This window comes from Candidatus Electronema sp. TJ, from assembly GCF_048287355.1.
Taxonomy (GTDB): Bacteria; Desulfobacterota; Desulfobulbia; order Desulfobulbales; family Desulfobulbaceae; genus Electronema.
In genome coordinates this window covers 1-6,833 of sequence record NZ_JBLWEP010000130.1, presented here as the reverse complement: position 1 = coordinate 6,833, position 6,833 = coordinate 1, and the positions used below count along the sequence as shown (strand labels likewise).

Annotated in this window: 6 protein-coding genes; 1 reads left to right on the top strand and 5 read right to left on the bottom strand. The window is 55.5% G+C overall.

The features are described from left to right. On the top strand, positions 1 to 162 hold a 162-nt coding region (locus ACNKID_RS09500; RefSeq protein ID WP_417913190.1), incomplete at its 5' end, for a CinA family protein. Between the two features lie 21 nt (positions 163 to 183). Here the strand turns inward: ACNKID_RS09500 and ACNKID_RS09495 are convergent. The 5 genes from ACNKID_RS09495 to ACNKID_RS09475 form a co-directional block, all read right to left on the bottom strand. Next, positions 184 to 666 (bottom strand): hypothetical protein, encoded by a 483-nt coding sequence (locus tag ACNKID_RS09495; protein ID WP_417913189.1) that lies wholly within the window; start codon positions 664 to 666, stop codon positions 184 to 186. Further along, entirely contained in the window at positions 663 to 983 is a 321-nt protein-coding gene (locus ACNKID_RS09490) for a UPF0175 family protein (RefSeq protein WP_417913188.1), read from the bottom strand. The genes ACNKID_RS09495 and ACNKID_RS09490 overlap by 4 nt, the downstream gene beginning before the upstream one ends. Before the next feature lie 145 nt (positions 984 to 1,128). Then, positions 1,129 to 1,650 carry a DUF1566 domain-containing protein gene (locus tag ACNKID_RS09485; protein WP_417913187.1) on the bottom strand — a complete coding sequence of 174 codons (522 nt, stop codon included), beginning with the start codon at positions 1,648 to 1,650 and terminating at the stop codon, positions 1,129 to 1,131. A gap of 132 nt (positions 1,651 to 1,782) precedes the next feature. Beyond that, on the bottom strand, positions 1,783 to 5,472 hold the full coding sequence (locus ACNKID_RS09480) for a DUF1566 domain-containing protein (protein WP_417913186.1): 3,690 nt from the start codon (positions 5,470 to 5,472) through the stop codon (positions 1,783 to 1,785). 188 nt (positions 5,473 to 5,660) lie between these two features. Next, complete coding sequence (locus ACNKID_RS09475) at positions 5,661 to 6,710, bottom strand: VWA domain-containing protein (RefSeq protein ID WP_417913185.1); 1,050 nt, start codon at positions 6,708 to 6,710, stop codon at positions 5,661 to 5,663. Positions 6,711 to 6,833 lie beyond the last annotated feature (123 nt).

Below are 6,833 nucleotides of genomic sequence, written 5' to 3'. Positions count from 1 at the left end.
GGCACAGCGGACAAGCCTGTCGGCACGGTCTACATCGGCCTGCATCATGACAACACGACTCAAGCCAGCCTGCACCGTTTTTCCGGTAGCCGGAGCGAAATTCAGGAAATGGCGGCCACAGCGGCTTTGAACGCGCTGCGGCTGCGGCTGAGGGCAGAATGAAGCTGCTGGAGGCGGGAACACCTACCTCCTGCTGTGAACAAGATCATCAAGTTCAGTCACCGGCGAATGATACCCAGCCTGCATCATCCAGCGCAGCCATTCATTTCCTTCTGTCAGCGTGATGCGATTTTGTTTGACCAGAGCAGTTAAAACGCCAAGCGTTCCAGTGTAAGGAATGCGCAGCCGAACAGCCCATTGCCGCGCATCTCTGTCATCGGTGGCGATTTTCCAATTTCTTTGAGATGCAACGGCAAGACAAGAAGCTTCGCCACCGCCTAACTGTCTGCGCAGTTGCTGCAATTGATGCTGTTCGGAAAGAGTCAGCTGGATTTTCTTCAGCCAGCTCCAATCGCATTCTGGTATTCGTCTGAGTCTCACTCCAGTTTTAAGTTCATCAAACACCGCATCTGTTGTGGAGATATCCTCGAAAAATGCCTGAGCAATGAACGCAGGACGATGCACTGCGGCGAAGTTGGAAAGGACAGTGCAGTCAAGCAAGATCATTGGCAGTCGGCATTGTCTGCTGCTGCATTCCATTGCTCAATCGCCGCTGCTTCTGCGCGGGCTTCTTCCAAGCTGTCGGCACACATGCGGACAGGAATGCCCTGAATGCGGAACTGCTCTTCAAGCTCAAGGCGGTGCATTCCTAACAGTTCCGCCGCCTTGCCAAAATTAATCTCTTTGTCCATATACGCCCCGACCACCAGCAGCCAGCGCAGCTCGTTCTGCCGCGTCAGCAATTCCTCAAAGATTGTGTCAACAAGTTCTGGGTGATATTGGCGGGCTTTAACCAACTGATTATATGTCCATGCTTCAACCATGCTTTTGCTCCGTAGAGAAGATTGCCAATTCAATTGCTGTCGCGAGCTGTCACTTGCAAACAAGTGCGCAAGGTGGTTGAGCAAAGCCGAAACCGCCGCCGCCTTCGGCTCCGCTCAGGCAGCTTATGACAGACAAAAAGCAAAATCACTGTCCGCCGCGCACCAACCGAACCGCGCTGCCGTCGTCGCGGGGGTTGAAGTAGGAAAAGCCGTAGGCGAAATTTACGTACCACGCGTTGTCCGAGTAGCCAGTATACGGCGACCCGGACCGGACACCAGAACTTGGCGTGTTGGGAAAACGACTCAAATTGATTGCTGGAGCAGAACATTGCTCCTCAATAATGGAAACGAGTTCATTGATATTAGGCAATCTCCAATCTTTATGGCCTGCAAAACCGCCACTGTTGTTAACAATATCTGGCTGCTGTAGAGCACTTTGCCACGTGAATGAACCAGTGGCACCGCTTTCGCAGTTGTTCCCAGAAAGTCCTTCAAGACATTTTTTCCACATCAGGCCAGTCTTGCTGTCTGTGATGGTGCCGTCGCCATTGTCAACAAGCTGGCTATCTGACGTTGAGGCTGGAATGGACTCTGGTTTGCAAGTCTGTGCGGCATGAACACCTGCTGTGGGCAACATGCAGCAGAGTAACAAAAAATATCTCTTCATAGAAATGGAAAGTTGATGATCATCGCTTCACGGCGGTTGAGCGGAGTCGAAACCGCCGATCTTCCGGCTTTACTCGGATGCCAAACCGCTGCCTTTGGCTCCGCTCAGGCAGCTTAAAGCAAAAAAGCAACATCACTGTCCGCCGCGCACCAGACGGACCGCGCCGTAGCCGCTGTCGCGGTCGCTGAAGTCGGAAAGCCCGCGACCGAAATTGACGATCCGCCCGTAGTCCGAGTAGCCAGCAAGCGGCGACCCGGACCAATACCAACCGTTCGTCGTATCGGGAAAATAGCTGATGTCTATTGTCGGACTATAGCGACCACGATGAACAAGCCCCTCCAATTCCTTCCGAGTCGGCATACGCCAGTCCGATGCCCCACACCAGCCAGCAGCATTCACCCGGTTCACATACGCCTGCGTGTTGCAGAACGTGGCAGCATTGCTGCTGTCATAACCATAACAAGTATTGCCGCCATTATCGGCTGAACCATCCGCACCGCCGTTCGTCGTCGGATTAGTATTGTACCACGTATAAGTGTCATCCTTATCATGCAGCCCGCCATCATCCGTCTTCACCTCCCAAATCAGGCCAGTGACATTGTCCTTCACGCAAGCCCACGGCGTGGTGGCGTAATCCGCGCTTTGATCAGCCAGCGGCATTCCATTGCTGTCCAATTTCGTATAGCTGAATCCGACATGGCCGTCGCTGTCGTCATTGTGGGTCACATCCCGGCCATGCGAGCAGTCCTGCGCCGCAACCACGTTGTCGCCGTCCGGTGTGGTGGAAGCAATGCAAGCTGTGTTGTTCCCGGAAGCGTAATTGCCGCTCCATGTTATGCCGGTGTCATTCAACGGTACCATGCGGATGTCATCATTGATAATAGTTCCAGTTGCGCTCGTATTGGCAAGAGTCAAATTTACAGGACTGGAAAGCCGGAGTGAAAATGTCTCGTTCGGTTCAATCTCTGTATCTCCTTTGACAGTCACTCTTACTTTCTCTGAGGTGGAGCCGCCAAAGAAAATTACTGTTCCAGACTGAGCAACGTAATCATTGCCTGCCGTTGTCGCAGTTGAGTCTTGAGTTCTATAGTTGACAGCAGCAGATTTATGAAATTGACTCAACGAAAGAGTGAACTCGATTTGCTTCGTGCCGCTGTTTCCTTCTATTACTTTGCCCCCTGTCAAGGTCAGTACAGCATTTTGAACAAGATCATCGCTGCCGTCCAGCGGATCCGTGCCGTCAATAATCTCCTGCCAGTCGGATACGCCGCCGCCGTCGCTGTCTGCCTCAGTCGGGTTCGTTCCAAGGCTAAACTCTGCCGCGTTGTCCAGCTCATCGCCGTCATCATCTCCGGCAGGATTGGAAATCCCGAAGCGGCTTTCCCAATAATCCGGCAATCCATTCTCATCCGCATCCGGCAAAGAGAGCGGCACTTCAGCAACCTGCCGGACAAACCAGCCCAGCTTGCTGTAGCCGCCCAGCCGCACGGTGAAATCACCCGCTTGCTTAGGAATGAACCAATGCTCGGCAAGGGTTTCATCCAGCGGCGTGATGGCATACTGCCGGTCAGTGATCACCTTCGGCTCTGTCCACGCTTGGAAGGGATTGAGCTTCCAGCCGAAGAGCGGCGTGACGTAATCTGTCGCCGTGCCGCTGATCAAAATCGCCCGTGAATCCGGCGGATTGTCTGGTTCCTCGTCCGCAGCCGCCGTCAAGGTCGGCAGAGAATACATTTTGCCTTCAGCCCTTGTGATCGGATGGAAGAGCTTGAATTTGTCTGTCTCGGTGTAGGAAACATTTTCCGGCCAAGAAGCGATATTGTAATCCAAAACATGCAGACCTGCATAGAGCCGCATGTCAAGCGCAACCCCGGCATTGACATACGGGAACCAGTAATCCAGATCGGTCAGATAATTGCCGTTGCTGTCCTGATATTTGAACTGCCCGTGCAGGGCTGCTTCGGCATACAGCGACGGCTCCAAGATCATTCTGCCGGAAGCCGCCTCGTAAAAATGAATTTGCAGATCAGGCAGCAGGGTCAGGCTGATTTCCGCATCCGCGTCCGCTTCGCCTTCAATGCGGAAGGTGTATTTCGGCTTGAAATTCTTCACTTCCTGCCATACGCCGTTCCGATACTGCACACCGAATGAGGTGTCAGGAAAGGCAAGCTCCATGAACTTGGTCAGCTTGGCCGCGCCGCCGATGTGGCCGTCGAGCCGGGCATCCATCTTGAAACTGCCGCGCACCACCACCGGCACTCCGCCGACAGGAAACATTTTGACAAAACTGCGCGGCTCCAGCAGCGTCACGGTCTTGCTCAAGTTGCCTGCCGCATTGGCGGTGATGGTCAGCGTGTTGGACAGGGCGATATTGGCCTTGGCGACGAGATCAGCCTTTTGCAGCGTGGTGCCGGATAGTTGCAGATCAAGGTTCAGCTCCGGCTCAAAGGTCATTTTCGCCTCATTGGTGACGCTGAAATCACCGCTGAAGGTCACGTTCTTCTCCTCATCCGCCACTTCCATGCGGCCCTGATGAACATAGATGGGAATTTTCATCTCCAGCACATCTTCCCAGCGCGACCAAATCTCGCCACCGTTGCATTCGTCGCCAAGTTTGTCAACATAAACTAAGACGTATGCCTCATAAGGCCGATTCTTGTCGTCAATATACTTTTCATCCGGCGCAAAACTCAGTTCAAGCGAGCCGCTCAACTTGTCACGAGCCAACGATTCAACTGCGGTCGGCGGCGGCAGTTTGGCCAGCTCAGGATCGTCATGGGTGAATTCCGCCAAGACGATCTTGCATATTTCTCTGCCTTGCGAGCCATAGTCATACTTCAGCCGCGCTTGCACCGTTTCTTTCACTGGCTTCCAAGGCATCACAGCAATATATTGCGGCCCGGTCATGTTGGTGTAATGACCAGTGACAGATTGCTCCATGCGGGGAGAGGATGCGGCGGTGAGCTTTCCTGACGCGCTGCTGAAGAGCCTGCCGTCTTTGTCCGCCGGATTGGAATCGGTCAAGGTCAGGCCGCTGGCCTCCCAAGAATGCTGCCGGGCTGATGCTCCAGCTCCTGCCGCCGCCCGCAGCATCGCCGGAACTGGACTGCCTTCAGGCACTCTGGCAATCTTAACGGTGGTGGAAACCTCGTACTGCTCCAGCACCTCGTTGAGAGAGGCTGCCGCTGTCTGCGCTGTCACAAAGCCATTGGCTGCGCTGGCGGAAACAACTTTGCGCAGATAGCCGCTGCCGACACTGCTGGCTATATACGAACCGGCAGCAGGTGTTTGGTTCGATGAATAGGTGACCGTGTCCGGCGTGACTGCCGGATTCTGGCTTTCCGTTTGCTCGGCAAGAATTGCCGACGTACGGACTGCCTCTGTTGCCACGGTGCGGATTGCAAGCCGGTTGCTCCAGCTTTCATTGCCGCTGCCATCCGCCGCCGCAATCAAAACGAAATATTGCGTGTTCGCCTGAAGCCCGGTGGCTGTCAAGGTCTCCTTGCCGACCACTGTTCCTTTGGCTGTGGCTGCCGAGGGCAGAAAATTTTCGGCGGTTGAGACGTGGAGCGTGTATCGGATCTGCGAGGCGGGAGTCTGGATGTCTTGCGAGGGAAGCCAGTCTACGGTCAAGCTGTCCGCGCTGCCGGAGCTGACTGAGATCAGCTTGACCATCGTGTTCATGTCGCCGTAACTGCTGCCGCTTTTTTTCGCCAGCAGCGGCGGGAGCATCAGCAGGAGTTTGCCGGAGTGAGAAGCCGTGCTGGAAACGAAAATGATCAGAACGCTGACGGCGAGAACGGAAAGGCGGCGAGGCTGCATTGCGGCTCCTGTTGTTGCTGCGCAGGACAGGGAGAGTAACCGAAAGCCGATACAATATTGCGCAGCAAAAATAATGTCAAGAACAATATAATCAACCGTAAGAAAAAAGTAAATTCAACAAGTACGCTGAGGAATCCAAAAATTGGTTGTCCGAGTCCAGATCTATCGCCGCCTAAGATTGATCGGGATTACGGCAGCCGCCTTCTGGAGGCTGTCAGTTCGAATCCCAGCAGCAGCAAAGCCGCCAGCGCGGGCCAGGCGAACAAATCCCGGTGATTGGAAAACTGCCGCGTTTTTCTGACCGTGGTCTCCATGGCGTTGATCTCCTCGTAGATGCGCGCCAGAGAGGCGGTGTCCGTGGCCCGGAAATATTTCGCTCTAGTCATGGCCGCAACCTTTGTCAGCGTCTCCTCATCGATGTCCACTTTGGCCTGAACCATCCGGGTTCGGCCAAATTGATCTTCCACCGGCATCGGTGCCATGCCGCTGCTGCCTGCGCCGACCGCATAGACCTTGATCTTCATCACTGCGGCTGCTTCCGCCGCTGCGAGCGGGGCAATTTTGCCCGCATTGCTCACTCCGTCGGTGAGCAGGATGAGGATGCGCGATTTGGCCTGCTGATCGCGCAGGCGGTTCACGCCGGAAGCAATGGCCGAGCCGATGGCCGTGCCGTCCTCAATCATGCCGATGCGCAGCGAATTCAGCCGCTGCCGCAGCCAGTCGTGATCAAGGGTCAGCGGACAGACGAGATACGGCCTGCCTGCGAAGGCCACCAGGCCGATGCGGTCGCTGGGCCGATCGCTGATGAATTTGGCCATCACGGATTTGACCACGTCCAGCCGGTTGGCCTCCCTGTCATTCAGTTTGAAATCCAAAGCCTGCATCGAGCCGGAGATGTCCACGGCCAGCAGAATGTCAATGCCGGAAGCCTCTGTCTCGGCATTGGTGCGGCCCCACTGCGGACGGGCCAGGGCAATGATCAGCAGGCCGACAGCAGCCAGCCGCAGCAAAACCAGCAGCCCGCCGGGACTGACCTTGCGGCTGGCGGCAATGAGCCGCACCGCCGAGACCGAGGAAAAAAGCAGGGCCGGAGCCTGGCCGCTTTTGCCGCGCAGCCAAGCCAGCAGCGGCAGGATGAGCAGCAGCCAGAGAAGCTGCGGATCGGCGAAACGGAAGCTGTTCATAATACCTTGTGCATAGAAACCGCCCAAGCCGCGCGGCGCGGGCGTTTTTGGCATGATGCGCCGCGCTCCGTAGATACTGTTGTCCGCGTCAAGCCCTATGCATGGCGGGATCGAACATTTTGCCTGATTTGAGGATGCCGACAGCGACCTGAACGAGCTTTCGCATCATGGCGCAGA